Raw genomic sequence first — 17,952 nt, 5'->3', positions numbered from 1 at the left:
CTAAAATGGCCCGCTATCCCCTTTCGCCTCACCTTGTGGGTCGATCATCCATCTGATCCAAAGAGCCATGTCCTTCTTTCGCCGCCCCGACTACCAGTCCGACACCACGCAGTTCATCAACAAGCTCAAGGAACAAAAGCCCGAGCTTGATGCGCAGCAGCAATATGGCCGCTCGCTGTTGTGGGACAAGCAGATCGACCGCGAAGTGCAGAAGGAATATCGCGAAGGCCGCGTGGCGCAGAAGCCTTACGTCTATCAGACCAACTCCTGATGCGCCGTTTGCGCCTGATCGCCTGAGCGCAATCCGTGGCCGACAACGATCCCTCCGTCGCCGATGACGATGCGCCCGAGCGGTTGCCGGGCGCCAGCGGGCTGCCCGACGTGGTCGATCAGGTGGCGCTCGCGCGGCTTTATGGCGAGCCGCTGTTCGCACTACCCAGGATCTGTACATTCCGCCCGACGCGCTCGAAATTTTTCTTGAGGCGTTTGAAGGCCCGCTCGATCTGCTGCTCTATCTGATCCGCAAGCAGAACTTCAACATTCTCGACATTCCGATGCTCAAGGTGACGCAGCAGTACCTGAGCTATGTGGATGAAATCCGCAGCCGCAATCTCGAGCTCGCTGCCGAATACCTGCTGATGGCGGCGATGCTCATCGAGATCAAGTCGCGCATGCTGCTGCCGCCCAAGAAGCAGGAGGGCGACGCCGAGCCCGAAGACCCGCGCGCCGAGCTGGTGCGCCGCCTGCTCGAATACGAGCAAATGAAGCTCGCAAGCCAGCGCCTTGGTGCGGTGCCGCAATATGGACGCGATTTTCTGCGCGCGCAGGTCTACATCGAACAAAGCCTGCAGCCACGCTTTCCCGACGTGGAACTGGTCGATCTGCAGGATGCCTGGCGCGACATCCTGAAGCGCGCCAAACTCGTGCAACACCACAAGATCACGCGCGAGGAACTCTCGGTGCGCGAGTACATGAGCAATGTGCTCAAGACCCTGCAGGGTCGCCGTTTCGTCGAATTCGAAGAATTGTTCCAACCCGAAAAAGGCAGCACCGTGCTGGTCGTGACCTTCATCGCGTTACTCGAACTGGCCAAGGAAACGCTCATCGAGATCACGCAGGCTGAGGCGTTCGCGCCGATCTACGTGCGATTGGCGTATACGCCGGTCTGACGCGTTGTTGCTACGCCATTCCCATCTTCCATCAAGAGAGACACTTCCCCATGCCGCACCTCGTCATCGATTTCAGCGCCAACCTCACCGATTTTCCCGAGGCCCAGATCCTCAAGGACGTGAATGCCGCGCTGTGCAAGAGTCCCGAAATCAAGGACGAGGCCGATGTGAAGAGCCGCACCAACCGCATCGCCCATTTCGAGATCGGCAACCAGCCCGCGAACCGTGGCTTCGTGCACGCCCAATTGCGCCTGCTGGCAGGGCGCTCGCCCGAAACGAAGAAGGATCTCGCCGAGCGCATCGCAGTCGTGCTGCGCAAGCACACGCCTCACCCGGCCGGCATGCTGGTCCAGCTCAGCGTGGAGATTCTGGACATGGATCGCGCGAGCTATGTGAAAGAGCGGCTCTGAAGAGTCGGCGATTCAAACCGCATTCGATATGCAAAGGCCGCTGGCCGCTGTCGTGAAAACAGCGTGCACAGCGGCCTTTTCCGTTTGAATACAAGACCTTGTCGCCTGCTCGCTCTCCCCACCAGGACGGATCAGACGCAGGGTCTTGGGCTCATTTTAAAGCAACAGCGAACGGTTGCCCTCACCTCAGAAACTGTGGCGCACGCCAAATTCGTAACCCGTGGCGCTGTCGCCATTGGCCACGGTCGGGTTGACCAGCGACGACGACGACACGCCGAAGCCGCGCTTGGCCTTATCGTCGTTCTTGATGTGGGCGATGGCCGCGTACAGTTGCGTGCGCTTGGAAAGGTTGTAGCCATAACCGATGGCAAAGCGCTGCGTGTCGGCGTCGCTCGCGTGCTTGGTGCTGATCTGCGAGTAGGCAGCGCGCAGTTCGCCCGCGCCGAGCGGCACCGTCGCACCGACCAGGTACATGTCCACGCGCAGATGATTGCCGCGCTCTGTAGCGAATTGCGCCATGGGCTTGACCATGCCGAAGTTGTACGACGCGCCAAGGTTCCAGGCCTTGTAGTCAACGCCCCTGGCATCGGTGCCGCCGCGCGTCACGCCGTAGGCCGCCGCCACGTTCAGCGGACCGTTGGCGTAGCCCAGACGCAGGGCAGCCGAACTGGCGAGGCGATCATTGGCAATGCCGTCCGGCTTCTCGCCAAAACCGTATTGCACCTGACCGAAGAATCCGCCCATCTTCGGAAGAATGTAGTTGACGCTGTTACTCACACGCTTGTGGCCGCTGCCCTCCGGCGTGCCCACGGCCACGCTGCTGCCGCCGATCAGATTGGAGCCGCTGACCGCACCCACGCCCACGTCGCCGAACGGGTCGAAGGTCTCGATGTTGAGGTAGGCAGGCGTCTTGTCGCGGCCAAGGCGCACTTCGCCGAAGCCGCCCATCAGGCTGACCGTGGAGCGGCGATCAAACTTGAAGCCGCTGCCGCCGTTGTCCACGGGAATGCCGCCCTCGAACCAGAACCCGGCCTTGAGGCCGCCGCCCAGGTCTTCGATGCCGCGAAAGCCGAGACGGCTGCTGGAGAGACCGCCGCTCGACATGCCCGTGAGCTTGTTGGTGTCGCTCTTGAGATGGGCAATGGAAACGTCTGCCACGCCAAAAAGCGTCACGGAGGAAGTCGATTGTGCCGATGCACCCGCCGTCGCGAGCAATGCGGCGATGGCAAGGAATGTCTTTTTCATGCTGTTCAGAAGTTGGTTGAATGACGTCGGCCGGTCATGCAACCGGCCCGCCCGAAATCGGGACAGGTCAATTTGAGTGACTATCTGTGACAAATTGCTGTCATTCACCCCGCAACCCTGTTTGTCATGGCGGATTGGGTAAAGCGACATTTTGAAGTGCTATGACGCGCGTGCGTTATGTACGTCTCTCGCGTCCTTGTTCAACTCACCCGCGCGTCCAGCCAGCCGCGCAGACTGTTGACGAATGCCCACGCGCGAACCTTGCCGATGTCGCGCACGTGCAGCGCCTGTTCACGCACGCGGCCCGACTCCAGGGCGATGGCGCGCCCCACGCCCGGCAGCAATCCACACGCGAGAGGCGGCGTGATCCAGCTTCCGTCCTCGTCGAGTTGCATGGCGATGTTGCCTCGCGTGCACTCGGTGATCTCGCCGGCTTCATTCCACAGGATCACGTCGAAAAGCCCGCTGCCTGCCGCAGGTTCAAACGCCGCATAGTGGCTGCGGCGCGTGGTCTTGTGGCGCACGAAATCGCTGTGCGCGGCCATGAATGCGCGGCGCGCGAGGGCGAGCGCCACGGGCTGCGTTGTGGCGCCGAAAGCAAAGGTCTGCGCACTGAAGACACCATCCTCCTCGCCGAGCAGCAGCCGCACCCGCCATTCGCCTTCGGCATGCTCGCCGCGCACGGTGTTCAACGTTTGCGCGATATGGCGCTCGGGCCAGTCGATCTCAAAATGCGCGGCTGACGCCCGCATGCGAGCAAGGTGCCGGTCGAGATTCCTGAATTGCCCATCGTGAAGCGCCAGTGTTTCTAGCAACTGCAACGGAGACACAAGTGCGCGCTCGATGAACGCGCGCTTGTGCCGCCACTCCTGCCACTCGTCGGCGGCATTGGCGCTCGAAGTGATGCCGCTGCCGATGCCGCAGCGCACCTGTGCACCGCGCAACGCGAGCGTGCGAATCGGCACGTTGAAGGTGGCGCGCAGACTGCCTTGCGTGCGTCCCGGCCGTACTACCCCGAGAGCCCCGCAGTACACGCCGCGCGCCCTGCCCTCAAGCTCTGCGATCAGGCGCATTGCCTGCACCTTGGGCGCACCGGTGACCGAGCCGCACGGAAACAGCGCCGCAAACACGTCCACCAACCGCGTGTGTTCACGCGTGCGCGCCACCACGTCCGAGGTCATCTGCCACACGGTAGGCAGGGCCTGGACGTGAAAAAGGCGCGGCACTTTCACGCTGTGCGGCATGGCGATGCGCGAGACGTCGTTGCGCAGCAGATCGACGATCATCACGTTTTCCGCGCGCTCCTTCGGCGACGTGCGCAGATGGTCGGCGCGCGCACTGTCTTCCTCGGGGGATGCGCCGCGCGGGGCCGTGCCCTTCATCGGGCGGGTGAGCAGCGCATCGCCGTCCCAATCGAAGAACAGCTCGGGCGAGAGGCTCAGAATCTGCTCGCCATCCCAGCTCATGCTCGCCACATAGCCATCGGGTTGCGCGGATTTCAGGGCCTCGAACAAGGTCTCTCGCGACCCGAACAAGCGGCCATGCAGCGGCGCGGTGTAGTTGATCTGATAACACTCGCCGGCAGCAATCGCCGCATGAATGCGTGCCAACGCGTGCTCGAAAGCGCCGCGCGCCTGCTCGTCGTGGGCACCGGCATGCCAGTGGATGTGCGCAGGCTCCGCATCGCCGGTGCCGCGCCGCACAGCGCAAGCGCCGTCCAGCGGGGCCGCATATTCGGCAAACCAGGCAAGCGGCAATCCTGCTTCGGGAGCGTGTGTGCAAAAGGCCGGGTCAAACGCCACCGCAGCCTCGTAGGCGAGTCCGCCGACACACCAGCGCCCGGCCCGAGCCGCGTCCTCGACCGCCTGCAGCACGGCGTGCACCTCATCGGGACGATGGGCCTGCCAGACACGCAGCGGCTCGCCGTCGAAACGAACTTGCAGGCGCGGCGCGCTCGCGTCGTGCGGATCGGGGAAGTCAATCTCTGTGGCAGGCATGGGGCGCAAATTATTCCATGAGCATTCCAATTGGCGCGGTAGCGAGGTCTCTTATAGACTCGCCTCCAATTCGACCACGCAAGGAGGCTACTTCCATGAACGCAGCAACACCTTCCAACCCCGCGAATGCTGGCGGCACCCCTTACGGAACGATTCCGCCTGCATCCCCGATGCCGCAGCGCAAACCGATCAGCCTGCCGCGTCTCGCGCAGATGCGCGAAGCGGGCGAGAAGATCACCATGCTCACCGCCTACGACGCCACATACGCGGCGGTGGCCGATGCCGCCGGGGTCGAATGCATTCTGGTCGGCGACTCGCTCGGCATGGTCTGCCAGGGCTTGCACAGCACGGTGGGCGTGTCGCTCGACGCCATGGCCTATCACACCGAATGCGTGGCGCGCGGACTGCATCGCGCGCAGGGCACGGCCTGGCTGATCAGCGATCTGCCCTATGGCAGCTATGCCGAAAACCGGGAGCAGGCCCTGCGCAGCGCCAGCCGCCTGATGCAGGCCGGTGCGCACATGGTCAAACTCGAAGGCGGCGGCTGGACCGCAGCCACGGTGCAATTCCTCGTCGAGCGCGGCGTGCCGGTGTGCGCCCATCTCGGCCTCACGCCGCAAACCGTGCATGCGCTCGGCGGCTACCGCGTGCAGGGTCGCGACGACGTAGCCGCTGCCACGCTGCGCCGCCAGGCTGCCGAGTTGCAGGATGCGGGCGCATCGATGCTGGTGCTCGAGATGGTGCCCGCACAACTGGCGCGCGAACTCACGCAGGCGCTTGCCACCTGCCACACCATCGGCATCGGCGCGGGCAGTGGCACGGCGGGACAGGTGCTCGTCATGCACGACATGCTCGGTGTGAACCTCGGCAAGAACGCCAGATTCGTGCGCAATTTCATGGAGGATGCGGGCTCGGTTCGCGGCGCGTTCGAGGCCTATGTCCGGGCGGTGAAATCCGGGGTGTTCCCCGATGATCAAGCCCATGCGTGGTAAGCGATCCCTACGGCCGTGATGCGGCCGGTGAGTGCAAACGGCCCCTCGTTCGCAGAAACTGCACCCGCATGCCCCGTCAATTCAGTAGACTCCGGCCGTCGAACCGCTGTTCAACCCTCCACCGCCATGCAAATCACCCACTCGATCCCCGAACTCCGCGCCGCGCTCGCCCAGCGCGGCAAGCCTGCATTTGTGCCGACGATGGGCAATCTGCATGACGGACATCTGTCGCTGATGCGCCTTGCCGGACAGCACGGCGACGTGACCGTGGCGAGCATCTTCGTGAACCGGCTGCAGTTCTTGCCGCACGAAGACTTCGACAGCTATCCGCGCACCTGGGATGCAGACTGCGCCAAGCTCGAATGGGCCGGATGCGACGTATTGTTTGCGCCGCGCGAGAAGGATCTGTACCCCGAGCCGCAGGTGTTCAAGATCCTGCCCGACCCCCTGCTCGCCGACATGCTGGAGGGCGAGTTCCGCCCCGGCTTTTTCACGGGGGTGTGCACCGTCGTGATGAAACTGTTCTCCAGCGTGTTCGCCACCACCGGCGGTGGCGCTGCGGTGTTCGGCATGAAGGACTACCAGCAGCTCATGGTGATCCGCCGCATGGTGCAACAGTTCGCCATGCCCATCGAAATCATCGCGGGCAGCACGACACGCGCGGCGGACGGACTCGCGCTGAGTTCGCGCAACGGTTATCTGAGCGCGACGGAGCGCGAACAGGCGATGGGCCTGTCGCAAGCCCTGAAGGCGCTGGCCGAGGCGGCGCGCCGTGGCGACACGCCGCTGGCCGCGCTGGAAGCGCAGGCGATGCAGGACCTGCGCGCCAAGGGCTGGGCGCCGGACTACCTCACCGTGCGCAATCGCAGCGATCTGCTCGCGCCCGCCGACGCATACGTGGCGGCCGACACGCCACTGGTGGCGCTCGGCGCGGCGCGACTTGGCAACACGCGCTTGATCGACAACCTCGAGTTTTGAATTTCGGGATCTTTGAGATGCGTGTACAGGCCCTGGACGCCAGCCGCTCAACCCGATGCCGCGACTTCCTGCGCCAGCGCGTCGAGCAACCAGTCCACGCCAGCCACCGCCGGGCGGTGAAGCGGCAACAGCGCCTGCACCTGAAACGCAATCGCAAACGCGAGTGGCCGCACCACGAGATGCTCGCCCTCGCATGCACGCGCGGTGAGCGGATTCACGATGGCAACGCCAAGGCCGTGCTGCACCATCGCGCAGATGGCGATGGCGCTGTGGGCCTCCAGCAAAAGCTGCCGCTCGACTCCCGCGCGCGCGAACTCGGCATCGATGCGCTGACGGTACTGGTCCTCGCGCGCGAGGCTGATGAAGGACAGTCCCGCAAAGTCCGATGCTTTCAAACGCCGCTTGCGCGCGAGCGGATGTGCCGCAGGCAGCACGGCCACCTCGTCCAGCGCGGGTAGCGCGATGGCGCGCGTGCCCGGGGGCGCGTCGGCCTGTTCGGTCAGTCCGATATCAAACCGCTGGGCCGACATCCATTCGAGCAGCAAGGGGCCGTCCTGCGTTGCCACGCTGAGTGCGAGCGGTCCGTGCGCGGCATGCAGGCGTGCCAGAGCGCCGGGCAGCAGCGCGTGGCTGAGCGCGGGCATGCTGAGCACGCTGATCAGCGAATGATTCGGTTGCGCAAGCGCCAGCGCGTGCTCGATCACATGATCCAGCCCCTGCCAGCTTCGCTGCACCTCGTCCCACAACGACAGCGCCTTGGCGGTGGCGCGCAGGCGGCCCTGCACGCGGTCGAACAACGCATAGCCCAGCAGGGATTCGAGTCGCGCAAGTTCGCGACTGATGGTGGGCTGCGACGTGTAGAGCAGGCGCGCGGCACCGGTCACACCGCCCGCGAGCATGACCGCGCGAAAGACCTCGATGTGGCGATGACCGATGCGCGGCTCAGCATCGGTCAATGGGGCGTGGGCAGTGCTGACGGGTGGTTTTGCCATGGTGGACAAACCATATCAGAAATGAATGAATTCTTGAAATCAAAGTATTCGACTAAATATCCTTGATGGACGATCATCGAACGCATTCATCCATTCACCTATTGAGTCGCGCACCATGAGCAACCCGTTTTCCCCCTCTCTGCTGTGGCAACTGGCCGATGAATTCGGCACCCCGCTGTGGGTGTACGACGCCGAGACCATTCGCGCGCGCATCGCGCAGTTGAAGAGCTTCGACACCATCCGCTTTGCGCAGAAGGCCTGCTCCAACATCCACATCCTCGGGCTGATGCGGGGTCAGGGCGTGAAGGTGGATTCGGTCTCGCGCGGCGAAATCCTGCGGGCGATTGCCGCCGGATTCAAGCCCGGCTTCGGCGAGCCCAGCGACATCGTCTTCACCGCCGACGTGATGGACGAGGCCACCCTTGCCACCGTGGTCGAGCACCAGGTGCCGGTCAACGCGGGTTCCATCGACATGCTGTATCAACTGGCCGGGGCGTCACCGGGCCACCACGTGTGGCTGCGCATCAATCCGGGCTTCGGGCATGGTCACAGCAACAAGACCAATACCGGTGGCGAACACAGCAAGCACGGCATCTGGCACACCGACCTGAACGCGGCGCTGGATGCAATTCGCGCGGGCGGTCTGGTGCTTGCGGGTCTGCATATGCACATCGGCTCGGGCGTGGACTACGGGCATCTGCAGGAGGTCTGCGGCGCCATGGTCAAGCTGGTGCAGATCACCAGAGATGCCGGGCACGATCTGCGGGCGATCTCGGCCGGTGGTGGTCTGTCGATTCCCTATCGCACGGGCGACGCGAGCATCGACACCGCGCACTACCACGGTCTGTGGGATGCGGCACGCAAGCAGGCCGAAGCCATCGTCGGTCATGTGCTCGGGCTCGAGATCGAGCCGGGCCGTTTTCTCGTGGCCGAATCCGGCGTGTTGCTCGGCACCGTGCGCGCGACCAAGAACGCGGGCCACAACCACTTCGTGCTGGTGGACACCGGCTTCAACGAACTCATGCGGCCCGCGATGTACGGCAGCTTTCATGCCATGCAGGTGCTGCGCCGCGACGGCACGCAGTTGCCCTCTGCGCCCAGTGTGGTGGCGGGCCCGCTGTGCGAATCGGGCGACGTGTTCACGCAGGGCGATGGCGGCGTGGTGCAGCCGCGCGAGCTGGCCGGTGCCGACGTGGGTGATCTGCTCGTGATCCACGACACGGGTGCCTATGGTGCCTCGATGTCGAGCAACTACAACACGCGCCCTCTGGCCGCCGAGGTGCTGGTGGACGCGGGCAAGGCGCGGTTGATTCGCCGCCGCCAGACGGTGGACGAGTTGCTGGCGCTGGAACTGGGGCTCTGACCGCGCCGACTCAGCCCGCCGCGCCCTCTTCCTCGCGCGGCTCGCGCGTCATCAGCGCGCGCACGGCGTCGCTCGCTGCAATGCGCCCATCGAGCAGGTCGACCACGGTTTCGGTGATCGGCATTTCCACATCCAGCAATTGCGCGCGCGCCAGTACCGTGCGTGCGCTGTAGACGCCTTCGGCCACATGGCCGAGCGACTGCACGGCCTGCTCCAGCGTCATGCCCTTCGCAAGCAGCAGGCCGACCTTGCGATTGCGCGACAAATCACCGGTGGCCGTCAGCACCAGATCGCCAAGCCCCGACAGCCCCATGAAGGTTTGCGGCTTCGCGCCAAGCGCCATGCCAAGGCGCGTCATCTCGGCTAGGCCGCGCGTGATCAGCGCCGCGCGCGCGTTCAGGCCCAGTTGCAGGCCATCGCACAGGCCGGTGGCAATGGCGAGAACGTTCTTGACCGCTCCGCCTACCTCGACGCCGACGATGTCGCTGTTGGCATAGACGCGCAGCGTGTCGCTGTGAAACGCGGCCACCAAAAGCTCGGCGACTTCGGCATGCGCGCTCGCCGCAACCAGTGCCGTGGGTTGCTGGCGCGCGACCTCGTCGGCAAAGCTCGGGCCACTGAGAACGCCGTTGCGCAGTTGCGGTGCCACCTGCCTGCACACCTCATGCGCCATCAGTCCCACCGCGCCCGCAGGAGCATTGGCGGGGACGGCCTCGAAGCCCTTGCATAGCCAGACGACCGGCGCCTGCACGTCGGCCAGTTGCACCAGCCATTCGCGCAGCGCCGCCATCGGCGTTCCCAGCACGATCAACTCGGCGTCGGCGACGTGCTGCGCGATGTGGCCGCTCACCACCTCAAGCGAATCGGGAAACACGGCCCCGCGCAAGTAGCGTGCGTTGGCGCGTGCCTGCTGCATGTGCTGCGCCTGCGCCGCGTCCCGCGCCCAGAGTGTGACGGAATGAGCGCCTGCCCTGTTGCCCGCGGCACTCATGGCAATGGCCGTGCCCCAGGCTCCGGCACCGATGACGAAAATCTTCATGCCGCCAAGAATAACAAGAGTTTCGCGTGAAAACGATGAAGAATCTGCTCGCCGAAAAAACCAATCCCCGCGGTGGCCTGGCCATTCGCGGGGATTGCGTTGCGAGCGCGGAGGCCGGGAGTTACTGCGCCGTCTCGTTGCCGCCTTGTGCTGCTGCCTGCTGCTGCTCGTACATCGCCTGGAAGTTGATTTCAGCCAGGTGCACGGGCGGGAAACCGGCGCGGGTGATCACGTCTGCCACGTTGCCGCGCAGGTAGGGATACACGATCTGCGGGCAGGCGATGCCGACGATGGCACCCATCTGGTCTTCGGGGATGTTGCGGATTTCGAAGATGCCGGCTTGCTTGGCTTCGACCAGGAACACGGTCTTGTCCTTGATCTTGGTCTGCACGGTCGCGGTCACGGCGATTTCGAAAACGCCTTCAGCCACGGGGTTGGCTTCGACGCCAAGCTGGATGTCCACATTGGGCTGTTCCTGCTCCAGCAAGATGGCCGGAGAGTTGGGTTGCTCCAGGGACATGTCCTTCAGATAAACGCGTTGAATCTGGAACACTGGGGTGTCTTCGGTCGCCATGGTCGATTGGGTCTTTCAGTCTGAAACGGGCTCGCCCGAAAACCAACTTTCCGGGCGCAACGCAGCATTATGCAGTGCGCGGGCACTTCGCCCGATTTTCAGGCGCCCTGCAGCAGCGGCATCAAGCCGCCACGGCCATCGAGCGCGACCAGATCGTCGTGACCGCCGACATGGGTGTCACCGATGAAGATCTGCGGAACGGTGCGCTGACCGGTGATTTCCATCATCTTCATGCGCTCGTCCGGATTCGTGTCCACGCGGATTTCCTCGATCTGCTCCACGCCCTTGGATTTGAGAATCTGCTTGGCGCGAACGCAATAGGGGCAGACGGCGGTGGTGTACATCTTTACGACTTGCATGAGGGCATCCTTTCCATTCTCATCTTTGGCGGCGCGAGAGCAGCGGCCCCCGCCTCAAACCAGTTTTTTCAGGCCTTTTCGACCGGCAGCGATGCGGCACGCCAGGCGGTGAGCCCGCCCGAGAGTGACTGTGCGTTGTCGTAGCCGAGCTTCTTGGCGATGCCGACGGCGCGGCTCGCACGCGCGCCCTTGGCACATACAAGAATCACGGGCAGGGCCTTGTTCTTGACGACCTGTGGCAGCTTTTCCTCCAGCTGGCCGAGCGGCACGTTCCTCGCGCCCTTCACATGACCGGTCGCGAATTCCTCAGGTTCGCACACATCGATAACCATTGCCTTCTCGCGGTTGATCAGTTGAATCGCCTGAGCCGTCGAGAGCGCGCCCACGCCCCCGCCCTTGATCATGGGAGCGAGCAGCATGGCACCCGAAATCAGCGCTATGAGGATCAAATACCAGTTGTCTAAGATGAATTTCACGAACGTCCTTGGGATTGGCAAACCCCGTAATTCTAGAATGTCGGGTTTTGGCCTGTTCTTTCGAGGGTAACCCATGCACAAACTGGTACTGATTCGCCATGGTGAATCGACTTGGAATCTTGAGAATCGCTTCACCGGCTGGACCGACGTCGATCTCACACCGACCGGCGTCGAACAGGCAAAAAATGCCGGTCGCCTGCTCAAGGCAGAAGGCTATGAATTCGATCTGGCCTATACCAGCGTCCTCAAGCGCGCCACCCGCACGCTCTGGCACACGCTCGACGAGATGGATCGCACCTGGCTGCCCGTGGAGCACAGCTGGCGCCTGAACGAGCGCCACTACGGCGGGCTGCAGGGTCTGAACAAGGCCGACATGGCCAAGCAATATGGTGACGAGCAGGTGCTGATCTGGCGCCGCAGCTACGACACGCCTCCACCGGCGCTTGAAGCCAACGACCCGCGCAGCGAACGCGGCGACATTCGCTACGCCGGTCTCGACCCGGCTCAAATCCCGCTCACCGAGTGCCTCAAGGACACCGTGGCCCGCGTGCTTCCGTACTGGAACGACACGATTGCTCCGTCCATCCGCTCGGGCAAGCGCGTGGTGATCGCCGCGCACGGAAACTCGATCCGTGCACTGGTCAAGTACCTGGACAATATTTCGGACGACGAGATCGTCAGCCTGAACATACCCAACGGAATTCCGCTGGTATATGAGTTGGACGACGACCTCAAGCCGATCCGCCACTACTACCTTGGCGACGCGCAAGCGGCCGCCAGGGCCGCAGCCGCCGTGGCTTCGCAAGGAAAAGCCTGATCTGGCGCGCGCCGGTGTTGGATTTCCGACCGGCGTATGCGAACAAGCCTTGATTGCGGGCGGGAAACCCCCACTTTGCGTCACAATGCTTGTCTTTGCGCCTGATTCCCCGCGATTTCACCGAAGTTCGCGCGACATCAAGTGCCTCGAAAGCTTTCGACGTTGCCCGCAGGCCCCGGTTTGCGGGCAACAAGTTGTCAGGCAAAGGAACCCGGGAACTGCCCGAGGTCAATACCGCACTAAGATGTATATCGTTCGGTCAAGGTGACATTTATATGGGCCAAAAACTCAAAATTGCAGGTTGGATTTCCGTTGGCGTGTTCGCTGGCGCGCTGACCACCGTGTCTTTGCAGACGGTGGCGCGCAGCGGCATGGCGCCCCTGCCTCTGGAAGAGATTCAGCAACTGTCGGCAGTTTTTGGACTGATCAAGACCGACTACGTCGATCAGGTCGACGACCGCAAGCTGATCACCGATGCCATCTCCGGCATGGTGGCGAGCCTCGATCCGCATTCGCAGTACTTCGACAAGAAGTCGTTCAAGGAATTCCGCGAAGGCACGAGCGGTCGTTTCGTGGGCGTCGGCATCGAAATCACTCAGGAAGACGGCCTGATCAAGATCGTTTCGCCGATCGAGGGCTCGCCAGCCGATCGCGCCGGTCTCAAGACCAACGACCTGATCACCAAGATCGACGACACGGCCGTCAAGGGCCTGTCGCTCAACGACGCCGTCAAGAGGATGCGCGGCGAACCGAACACCAAGGTCACGCTGACGATCCTGCGCAAGGATGAAAGCCGCAGCTTCCCGGTGACGATCACGCGCGAAGAAATCAAGACCCAATCGGTCAAGGCCAGGATGGTTCAGCCCGGCTACGCCTGGGTGCGCCTGTCGCAGTTCCAGGAACGCACGGTCGATGACTTCGTGCGCAAGGTGGACGACCTTTACAAGCAGGACCCCAACATCAAGGGCATGGTGCTCGACCTGCGCAACGATCCGGGCGGCCTGCTCGACGCTGCGGTGGCGATCTCTGCCGCCTTCCTGCCCGAGAACGTGACGGTGGTGAGCACCAACGGCCAGCTATCCGAGAGCAAGTCGAGCTTCAAATCGATTCCCTCGGACTATTCGCGCCGCGGCAACGACCCGCTGCGCAGCCTCCCCGCGGCGCTCAAGAAGGTACCGCTCGTGGTGCTGGTCAACGAAGGCTCGGCCTCGGCCAGCGAAATCGTGGCCGGTGCGTTGCAGGACCACAAGCGCGCCACCATCATGGGCGCCCAGACCTTCGGCAAGGGCTCGGTGCAGACCGTGCGTCCGCTCGGGCCGGACACCGGCATCAAGCTGACGACCGCGCGCTACTACACCCCGAGCGGTCGTTCGATCCAGGCCAAGGGCATCGTGCCCGACGTGTGGGTCGATGAAACGCCCGATGGCGACCTGTACGCGTCCCTGCGTCCACGCGAGGCGGATCTGGAAAAGCACCTCTCGAGCGGCCAGGGCGAGGAAATCAAGGACGCAGCCCGCGAAAAGGCGCGCGAGGCGGCCATGAAGCGCCTCGAAGAAGAATCGAAGGACAAGGAAAAGGCTAAGAAGGATCGCCTGCCCGAATTCGGCTCTGAGAAGGATTTCCAGCTCAATCAGGCGCTCAACAAGCTGCGCGGCCAGACCGTGCTGGTCAGCAAGTCCAAGACCGAGCGTCCCGAAGAGAAGAAGGAAGAGTGACGCATTGACAGCAACGGCAATGCGTTGAGACACCAAAGGCCGGAGCTTCTCCGGCCTTTTTCCTTGACGCGCTTGACGATGCGGCCCGACATCTCACCATGAACGACGATCAACTCCTGCGCTACTCGCGCCACATCCTGCTCGACGACATCGGTATCGAGGGTCAGGAGCGCATACTCGCGGCCCACGCGCTGGTGATCGGAGCGGGTGGCCTGGGCTCGCCCGTGGCGATGATTCTCGCGGCCGCCGGTGTGGGCACGGTCACGCTCGTCGATGACGATCAGGTCGACCTCACCAACCTGCAGCGCCAGATCGCCCATACGACCGCGCGCGTGGGCATGGACAAGGTGGAGTCGGCCCGCATCGCGATGCTCGCCATCAATCCGGAAGTGAACGTGCACACCCTCCGCCAGCGCATGGACAGCGCCGCGCTTGAGCCCCTCGTGCACTCGGCCACCGTGGTGCTGGACTGCACCGACAACTACCGCACACGCCACGCCATCAACGCGGCCTGCGTGCGCCAGCGCAAGCCGCTCGTGGCCGGGCGGCGATTCGCATGGACGGACAGATCAGCGTCTTCGATCCGCGCGACGAGTCGTCGCCCTGCTACGCCTGCCTGTTTTCGCCCAGCGACAGCTTCGAGGAAGTGCAATGCTCGACCATGGGCGTGTTCGCGCCGATGGTCAGCATCATCGGCTCGATGCAGGCGGCCGAGGCGCTCAAGCTGATGGTCGGCACCGCCGGTCCCTCGCTCAGCGGGCGTCTGCTGATGCTCGATGGTCGCAGCATGCACTGGACCGAGATGCGCGCGGCGCGTGATCCGGATTGTCAGGTATGCGGCGCGGCGCCCGTGCGATCAAACAAGTAGGTGCTATCCCACGCTTCAAGCCTGTTGATACTGGCAAAATGTCACTCAAGAGAGACGTAGAGTAGCCAAAGCGCGTTAATGCCGGTTGTCGGCCTGTTGGATGACGCGACTGGATTGGAACTCGACTTCATTTGGGCAGACGTGAAATTGCGAACATACATCGTTGAAGACAATGCCACGATTCGCGAGAATCTCATTGGCACCTTGGAGGAGCTCGCCGACGTCCAGGCCATCGGCATTGCCGAAACCGAGGACGCGGGCAAGGCTTGGCTGACTGCCAATTCATCGGATTGGGATCTGGCCATTGTCGACCTGTTCCTGCGCCAAGGCAGCGGCCTGGGCGTGCTGGAAGCCTGCCGACAGCGCCGCAAGACGCAGAAGATGGTCGTGCTCAGCAACTACGCCACGCCGGACGTGCGCATGCGTTGCGCGCAACTGGGCGTCGATGCGGTGTTTGACAAATCCAACGAGATCGAAGTACTCGTCGACTATTGCATCGAGCATGGTCGTGGTCACATGGACTCGAGCCGCGCGTCCTGATTCGGCGACCTGGCTGGCAAGCCTGCATGCAGCCGCAGTCCATCCGGCACCGCGCTCGCTCTCTCGCATCCCATTCCCCTCGCTCTCCTCAGAGCCATAAAAAATGCTCTGAAACGTTGCCGTTCAGAGCAGATTCAGCGCAGCGTTGATTCTTTTCGGAATCAAGCCGCAAGGCCCTCATCACACTTCAATCGATGAGCTTGTTCTTCAGCGCGTAGTAGGTCAGATCGCTGTTGGACGACAGGCCCAGCTTTTCCATCAGACGCGTGCGGTAGGTACTCACGGTCTTGACGCTCAGCGAAAGCGACTTGGCGATTTCGCCCGCCGTCTCACCACGCGCCAGCTTGAGGAACACCTGGAATTCGCGCTCGGACAATTGTTCGTGCGGCGGCGCGTTGTCCTTGCGGTTCAGTTGCTGGGCCAGCAGATCGGCCACCGCGGGCGTGAGATAACGACGGCCTAGCGAGATGGTGCGGATCGCCTCGACGATCTCCTTGGGATCGCACTCCTTGTTCAGATAGCCACTCGCACCCTGACGGATGAGGTTGATTGCGTAATGCTCTTCGGGATAGCCACTCAGGATGAGGATGCCCATGTTCGGCGCCTTGGCGCGAAGCATGGCAAGCGCATCGAGGCCACTTTGACCCGGCATGGCCAGGTCCATGATCAGCACGTCCACTTCCTGCGCGCGTATCAGATCAATGGCCTCACGACCATTTCCAGCCTCACCGACTACACGCAAATCCACGTGTTCCGACAGGAACTGCTTCAACCCAGACCGGACAATCGCATGATCGTCCACGATTCCAACTCTGATCATTCTTACGCCTTAAGTACTAGAACAGTTGCCGTGCATTTCGACAAAAGAAATAGCGACTACTATTGACCTGCAGTATATCGGAAAGCCAGCGGGATGATGCCATGGTTGAGCGGGACTTTACCCGTGTTTCTTTGAATTGTGTTACGAGGATTAACATTCATGCGCAAGTCCCCATTCACCAAAATGTCGATCAACATGCTGCTGGCTTTGCTGGCCGCAGTGCTGTTGGTGGCGGTGAACGAGGTGGCATTCATGAGTTCTCACGCAGCCATCGAAAGGCTGGACAAAGCACAGACCACACGACGCACGCTGGACCGCCTGGTGCGCGGAATGCTGAGCATCGAAAGCGGTTTGCGCGGCTATCTGTTGACAGGCGATGTGCAATACATCGAGCCCTATGCCGCGAGTGCAAAGTCCATCGACACCAACATCCACAAGTTGCATGATTTGCTGCAAGGCATGCCGGAAGACCGCAGCGATTTCATCGAGCTTTCCAGCGAGATCGCGCGCCGCATCTCGGAACTGGATCTGAGCCTGCAACTGCGCCGCAACGGCAACGAGGACGCATGGAAATTCGTGCTCTCCACGGACGTGGGACTCAGGCACATGCAGGCCATTCGCATGACTTCGGAGCGCATGATTCAGCGCGCAATCGACCGCGCCGAGATCAGCAGCACTGAAATCGTTCACGCGCTGAGGCTCTCGCGCATCGGCATTGCAGCCGTCGCGGCCATCGGATTGCTGGCCTTCTATATGTATTTGCGCAAGGCCGACGCATTGCAGGCCGCCAACGAGCGCGAGAAGGAAGTGCAGGCGCATGAACGCAATCAGCTCGAGCAACAGGTACGTGATCGCACCGCCTCACTCGGCAAACTCGCGACCCACCTCCAGCAGGTGCGCGAGGAGGAACGCGGGCATCTTGCGCGCGAATTGCACGATGAGCTTGGCGCGCTGCTCACCGCAGCCAAGCTCGACGTGGCGCGGCTGAGATCGCGTGTGAATCTCGACGTGCCCGAGATTTCCGTCCGCCTCAATCATCTGGTGGAAACGCTCAACAGCGTGATTTCATTGAAGCGGCGCATCATCGAGGATCTGCGCCCGTCATCGTTGTCCAACCTGGGCCTCACGGCAACGCTGGAAATCCTGACCCGCGAGTTTTCCGATCGCTCGAAGATCGACGTTGAAATCAGCCTTGAAGCGGTGCAACTCTCCGATTCGACGCAGTTGACCGTTTACCGGTTGATACAGGAATCCCTCACCAATATCAGCAAGTACGCCAACGCGAGCAAGGTGCTGATTACCGTGCATGACTATCCCACACACGTGACCGTGCAGGTTCGCGACGACGGCACGGGCTTTGACACGCATTTGGTCTCGCCTGCTGCACATGGCCTGGCCGGCATGCACCATCGCGTGGAAGCTGCCGGCGGGCGCCTGACCGTGACCTCGACTCCGGGCGAAGGAACCCTGGTCTCCGCGACCCTGCCTCACAGCAGTTGACGTGCCCACCTGCGGCGCCCAAAGACCCTGCTCGCTGCGGGCTTTGCTCCTACAAGCGCAAGGGCTTGTCACCGGCGTTTCTCGCCATACCCCTGCCA

General features: G+C 62.7%; 17 protein-coding genes and 2 pseudogenes. 11 read left to right on the top strand and 8 right to left on the bottom strand.

Going from position 1 to position 17,952, the window contains the following annotated elements; genetic code table 11:
- Positions 1-67: 67 nt before the first annotated feature.
- From H9K75_RS17220 to H9K75_RS17210, 3 genes and pseudogenes are all read left to right on the top strand, one after another.
- On the top strand, positions 68-271 hold the full coding sequence (locus H9K75_RS17220; protein WP_187723545.1) for a DUF3460 family protein: 204 nt from the start codon (positions 68-70) through the stop codon (positions 269-271).
- An 83-nt stretch (positions 272-354) separates the two neighbouring features.
- Positions 355-1,169, top strand: a pseudogene (locus H9K75_RS17215) (segregation and condensation protein A).
- Between the two features lie 50 nt (positions 1,170-1,219).
- The gene (locus H9K75_RS17210) at positions 1,220-1,579 is read left to right on the top strand and encodes a 5-carboxymethyl-2-hydroxymuconate Delta-isomerase (RefSeq protein WP_187723544.1); all 360 of its coding nucleotides are present in this window, start codon (positions 1,220-1,222) and stop codon (positions 1,577-1,579) included.
- Positions 1,580-1,765: 186 nt separating this feature from the next.
- Here H9K75_RS17210 and H9K75_RS17205 read toward each other — a convergent pair whose 3' ends face one another.
- Together H9K75_RS17205 and H9K75_RS17200 are read right to left on the bottom strand one after the other, a co-directional pair.
- Positions 1,766-2,824 (bottom strand): porin, encoded by a 1,059-nt coding sequence (locus tag H9K75_RS17205; RefSeq protein WP_187723543.1) that lies wholly within the window; start codon positions 2,822-2,824, stop codon positions 1,766-1,768.
- Positions 2,825-3,024: 200 nt separating this feature from the next.
- Positions 3,025-4,821: a chorismate-binding protein gene (locus H9K75_RS17200; protein WP_187723542.1), complete on the bottom strand. Its 1,797-nt coding sequence runs from the start codon at positions 4,819-4,821 to the stop codon at positions 3,025-3,027.
- 95 nt (positions 4,822-4,916) lie between these two features.
- On the opposite strand from H9K75_RS17200, the gene panB reads away from it, so the two are divergent.
- Both panB and panC read left to right on the top strand, forming a co-directional pair.
- Positions 4,917-5,813 carry a 3-methyl-2-oxobutanoate hydroxymethyltransferase gene (panB, locus tag H9K75_RS17195; RefSeq protein ID WP_187723541.1) on the top strand — a complete coding sequence of 299 codons (897 nt, stop codon included), beginning with the start codon at positions 4,917-4,919 and terminating at the stop codon, positions 5,811-5,813.
- Positions 5,814-5,939: 126 nt separating this feature from the next.
- Entirely contained in the window at positions 5,940-6,791 is an 852-nt protein-coding gene (gene panC / locus H9K75_RS17190) for a pantoate--beta-alanine ligase (RefSeq protein ID WP_187723540.1), read from the top strand.
- Positions 6,792-6,838: 47 nt separating this feature from the next.
- Here the strand turns inward: panC and H9K75_RS17185 are convergent, their stop codons facing one another.
- Entirely contained in the window at positions 6,839-7,783 is a 945-nt protein-coding gene (locus H9K75_RS17185; RefSeq protein ID WP_187723539.1) for a LysR family transcriptional regulator, read from the bottom strand.
- A gap of 115 nt (positions 7,784-7,898) precedes the next feature.
- On the opposite strand from H9K75_RS17185, the gene lysA reads away from it, so the two are divergent.
- Positions 7,899-9,146 (top strand): diaminopimelate decarboxylase, encoded by a 1,248-nt coding sequence (gene lysA / locus H9K75_RS17180; RefSeq protein WP_187723538.1) that lies wholly within the window; start codon positions 7,899-7,901, stop codon positions 9,144-9,146.
- Between the two features lie 10 nt (positions 9,147-9,156).
- Here lysA and H9K75_RS17175 read toward each other — a convergent pair whose 3' ends face one another.
- The 4 genes from H9K75_RS17175 to H9K75_RS17160 all read right to left on the bottom strand — a co-directional run bounded on the left by H9K75_RS17175 (position 9,157) and on the right by H9K75_RS17160 (position 11,594).
- Entirely contained in the window at positions 9,157-10,185 is a 1,029-nt protein-coding gene (locus tag H9K75_RS17175; RefSeq protein ID WP_187723537.1) for an NAD(P)H-dependent glycerol-3-phosphate dehydrogenase, read from the bottom strand.
- A gap of 121 nt (positions 10,186-10,306) precedes the next feature.
- A complete protein-coding gene (gene secB, locus H9K75_RS17170; RefSeq protein WP_187723536.1) occupies positions 10,307-10,759 on the bottom strand; it encodes a protein-export chaperone SecB in 453 nt (150 codons plus the stop codon).
- Between the two features lie 98 nt (positions 10,760-10,857).
- Entirely contained in the window at positions 10,858-11,118 is a 261-nt protein-coding gene (grxC, locus tag H9K75_RS17165) for a glutaredoxin 3 (protein WP_187723535.1), read from the bottom strand.
- A 68-nt stretch (positions 11,119-11,186) separates the two neighbouring features.
- The gene (locus H9K75_RS17160; RefSeq protein ID WP_187723534.1) at positions 11,187-11,594 is read right to left on the bottom strand and encodes a rhodanese-like domain-containing protein; all 408 of its coding nucleotides are present in this window, start codon (positions 11,592-11,594) and stop codon (positions 11,187-11,189) included.
- A gap of 73 nt (positions 11,595-11,667) precedes the next feature.
- Here H9K75_RS17160 and gpmA point away from each other — a divergent pair, with 73 nt between their 5' ends.
- The 4 genes and pseudogenes from gpmA (at position 11,668) to H9K75_RS17140 (ending at position 15,534) form a co-directional block, all read left to right on the top strand.
- Entirely contained in the window at positions 11,668-12,411 is a 744-nt protein-coding gene (gene gpmA / locus H9K75_RS17155) for a 2,3-diphosphoglycerate-dependent phosphoglycerate mutase (protein WP_187723533.1), read from the top strand.
- Positions 12,412-12,686: 275 nt separating this feature from the next.
- A complete protein-coding gene (locus H9K75_RS17150) occupies positions 12,687-14,126 on the top strand; it encodes a S41 family peptidase (protein ID WP_187723532.1) in 1,440 nt (479 codons plus the stop codon).
- A gap of 98 nt (positions 14,127-14,224) precedes the next feature.
- Positions 14,225-14,994, top strand: a pseudogene (locus H9K75_RS17145) (HesA/MoeB/ThiF family protein).
- Between the two features lie 141 nt (positions 14,995-15,135).
- Positions 15,136-15,534: a response regulator gene (locus H9K75_RS17140; protein WP_187723531.1), complete on the top strand. Its 399-nt coding sequence runs from the start codon at positions 15,136-15,138 to the stop codon at positions 15,532-15,534.
- A gap of 187 nt (positions 15,535-15,721) precedes the next feature.
- On the opposite strand, the gene H9K75_RS17135 is transcribed toward H9K75_RS17140, so the two are convergent.
- Entirely contained in the window at positions 15,722-16,354 is a 633-nt protein-coding gene (locus H9K75_RS17135) for a response regulator (protein ID WP_187723530.1), read from the bottom strand.
- Positions 16,355-16,513: 159 nt separating this feature from the next.
- On the opposite strand from H9K75_RS17135, the gene H9K75_RS17130 reads away from it, so the two are divergent.
- Positions 16,514-17,854 carry a sensor histidine kinase gene (locus H9K75_RS17130; RefSeq protein ID WP_187723529.1) on the top strand — a complete coding sequence of 447 codons (1,341 nt, stop codon included), beginning with the start codon at positions 16,514-16,516 and terminating at the stop codon, positions 17,852-17,854.
- Positions 17,855-17,952: the final 98 nt, after the last annotated feature.

This window comes from Diaphorobacter aerolatus (genome assembly GCF_014489535.1).
In the GTDB taxonomy this organism is placed as follows: Bacteria; Pseudomonadota; Gammaproteobacteria; order Burkholderiales; family Burkholderiaceae_C; genus Diaphorobacter_A; species Diaphorobacter_A aerolatus.
This window is presented reverse-complemented; position numbering and strand designations above follow the sequence as displayed.

What these genes read in the sequence shown, in the direction of transcription:
- H9K75_RS17220 (WP_187723545.1), top strand. Translation starts at nt 68, where the DNA reads ATGTCCTTCTTTCGCCGCCCCGACTACCAGTCCGACACCACGCAGTTC.
- H9K75_RS17210 (WP_187723544.1), top strand. Translation starts at nt 1,220, where the DNA reads ATGCCGCACCTCGTCATCGATTTCAGCGCCAACCTCACCGATTTTCCC.
- H9K75_RS17205 (WP_187723543.1), bottom strand. Translation starts at nt 2,824, where the DNA reads ATGAAAAAGACATTCCTTGCCATCGCCGCATTGCTCGCGACGGCGGGT.
- H9K75_RS17200 (WP_187723542.1), bottom strand. Translation starts at nt 4,821, where the DNA reads ATGCCTGCCACAGAGATTGACTTCCCCGATCCGCACGACGCGAGCGCG.
- panB (WP_187723541.1), top strand. Translation starts at nt 4,917, where the DNA reads ATGAACGCAGCAACACCTTCCAACCCCGCGAATGCTGGCGGCACCCCT.
- panC (WP_187723540.1), top strand. Translation starts at nt 5,940, where the DNA reads ATGCAAATCACCCACTCGATCCCCGAACTCCGCGCCGCGCTCGCCCAG.
- H9K75_RS17185 (WP_187723539.1), bottom strand. Translation starts at nt 7,783, where the DNA reads ATGGCAAAACCACCCGTCAGCACTGCCCACGCCCCATTGACCGATGCT.
- lysA (WP_187723538.1), top strand. Translation starts at nt 7,899, where the DNA reads ATGAGCAACCCGTTTTCCCCCTCTCTGCTGTGGCAACTGGCCGATGAA.
- H9K75_RS17175 (WP_187723537.1), bottom strand. Translation starts at nt 10,185, where the DNA reads ATGAAGATTTTCGTCATCGGTGCCGGAGCCTGGGGCACGGCCATTGCC.
- secB (WP_187723536.1), bottom strand. Translation starts at nt 10,759, where the DNA reads ATGGCGACCGAAGACACCCCAGTGTTCCAGATTCAACGCGTTTATCTG.
- grxC (WP_187723535.1), bottom strand. Translation starts at nt 11,118, where the DNA reads ATGCAAGTCGTAAAGATGTACACCACCGCCGTCTGCCCCTATTGCGTT.
- gpmA (WP_187723533.1), top strand. Translation starts at nt 11,668, where the DNA reads ATGCACAAACTGGTACTGATTCGCCATGGTGAATCGACTTGGAATCTT.
- H9K75_RS17150 (WP_187723532.1), top strand. Translation starts at nt 12,687, where the DNA reads ATGGGCCAAAAACTCAAAATTGCAGGTTGGATTTCCGTTGGCGTGTTC.
- H9K75_RS17135 (WP_187723530.1), bottom strand. Translation starts at nt 16,354, where the DNA reads ATGATCAGAGTTGGAATCGTGGACGATCATGCGATTGTCCGGTCTGGG.
- H9K75_RS17130 (WP_187723529.1), top strand. Translation starts at nt 16,514, where the DNA reads ATGCGCAAGTCCCCATTCACCAAAATGTCGATCAACATGCTGCTGGCT.